The sequence below is a fragment of the Psychrobacter sp. FME6 genome (assembly GCF_014861365.1).
Taxonomy (GTDB): domain Bacteria; phylum Pseudomonadota; class Gammaproteobacteria; order Pseudomonadales; family Moraxellaceae; genus Psychrobacter.
The window spans coordinates 1-1,646 of sequence record NZ_RRYW01000186.1; the positions used below are offsets into that span (position 1 = coordinate 1).

A 1,646-nucleotide genomic window follows, 5' to 3' on the forward strand; every position below is an offset into this window, starting at 1 on the left:
CCATGTTGCTTGTTGAAAAGTCATAACCTTGAAAAGTAACGCCCATAGGTTGAGCATCGGCACTTTGATATTTTTTATATTCAGGGTTTGCGTCGTATAACTCTTCGGCAGTCATGTTTAATGAAATTTCTAGAGGTTTGTCGGGCATAACAACCTCTTTTTCTGCTTGGCAGGCAGTAGTTAGAAAGGTCAGACTCAAACAAATAAGAATACCGAGAGATCGCTTAAACATAACTCAAAACCTGCCTTCATTGTATCGATTAATAATGTAATATAGCTACCCTTCTTCCCCCTCAAACTGCCAAATCACTTCACCCTAATTATTGATTAGGTAACTTGGCATGATGTTGCTTTATTCTAAGAGTTAGGTTAATACAAATTTAATTCTGCTATATTGTCAAATTCACATGATGTCAAATCTACCATCGCATACTTCGATTGTTTTTGTTGTACAGTACATCCTTTGTATTTAGTAATCTTAGGGCTACTTATGAGCTCTTGGAAAAATATTTCAGGGTCATCTACTCCGCTTATGTCTAACATTTTATATACGGTATCTTTATGGATGTTATTAAACGAATTGCGTAATTGATAATTACCTCTTAAATTAGACATCTTTACAAAATATTTATTATTCACTTTATCCAAAGAGTAATCTAAGATAGTGCCATCATTATATTGAATGACACCAAAAAAACCATATGCCGTTTCATCATATTGTTTGTTTTTTATTTGGTTTTCATTGTAGTTGTTAAAAAAGAAGTTTTTAATATTTTTTACGTTCTCTTCAGGTAAAAAAAATGGTTCCCGGGCTTGCTTTGCGGGGGGGTTAGTTATGAAAGGAACCGGGTCTGTTGTATTGAAACCCTCTTGGATTTGGGTTTCAATATTAGAGGATGATACGCTCTCAGCGCTGCTCTTTTCATCCAGTTGCACAGTAGATTTGACTGCTTTACCTGAATCGAGAGTGAGTGAGTCAGAAGAGGTGGCGTCACAGGCAGCAAGTAATGTAGTAATCACTAGAGTAAGTGCGAGCTTTATTGTTTTCATATAGACCTCTTATAGTTTGTATACACTGGGATCTTTTTGCATCAGGTACCACTGATATCATTGCAAATGAAATAAGTTTATTTGGATTGACTATAGTCTGCAATACTTACATTACTGCCAGACTTTTCAAAATTGGGTGCAATGAATTAAATACATGTTGTCAGAGTAAAATCTTAATAGTCAATTAACTTTAGACAACTGATAAGAAGTTATGAGTATTTATTCTATTTCTACAATATATGAGATATTTTGCCCCGTTTTTGCATCAGGTTGTCTAGAAGGTAAAAAGCTTACTACTGTTTTTTTTCCTTCAATCCAAGTATAGTCAATCTCACCTAAAAGTGTTATAAACTAATTATCAAACCCAATTGTTACCATAAACACTATGACTTACTCACTAGATTTTCGCAAACAAGTACTAAAAAGCTTAGATAACGGTATGACCTTTGCCGGGGCGGCTGAGTTCTATAATCTCAGCCCAACCACCATACAAAACTGGAAGAGACGTGTTCATAGCAAAGCAACCAGGCAAACCAAACCCTATAAAATACCAGATGACGTGCTACTCAATGATGTTAAAGAACATCCTGATGATT

The 1,646-nt window shown here is 35.1% G+C and carries 3 protein-coding genes; 1 reads left to right on the top strand and 2 read right to left on the bottom strand.

Features of this window, described 5'->3' with window-relative positions:
* Both EI162_RS14085 and EI162_RS14090 read right to left on the bottom strand, forming a co-directional pair.
* A partial coding sequence (locus EI162_RS14085) for a hypothetical protein (RefSeq protein ID WP_192524924.1) occupies nucleotides 1–232 on the bottom strand: 232 nt, incomplete at its 3' end.
* Nucleotides 233–369: 137 nt separating this feature from the next.
* Nucleotides 370–1,050, bottom strand: coding sequence for a hypothetical protein (locus EI162_RS14090; RefSeq protein WP_192524925.1), 681 nt, complete (start codon nucleotides 1,048–1,050; stop codon nucleotides 370–372).
* A gap of 385 nt (nucleotides 1,051–1,435) precedes the next feature.
* On the opposite strand from EI162_RS14090, the gene EI162_RS14095 reads away from it, so the two are divergent.
* Nucleotides 1,436–1,646 (top strand): IS630 transposase-related protein (locus EI162_RS14095; RefSeq protein WP_192524926.1); only part of this gene is annotated, 211 nt, incomplete at its 3' end.

Excerpts from the sequence above, each read along its gene's own strand:
- EI162_RS14090 (WP_192524925.1), bottom strand. The coding sequence starts at position 1,050 with ATGAAAACAATAAAGCTCGCACTTACTCTAGTGATTACTACATTACTT.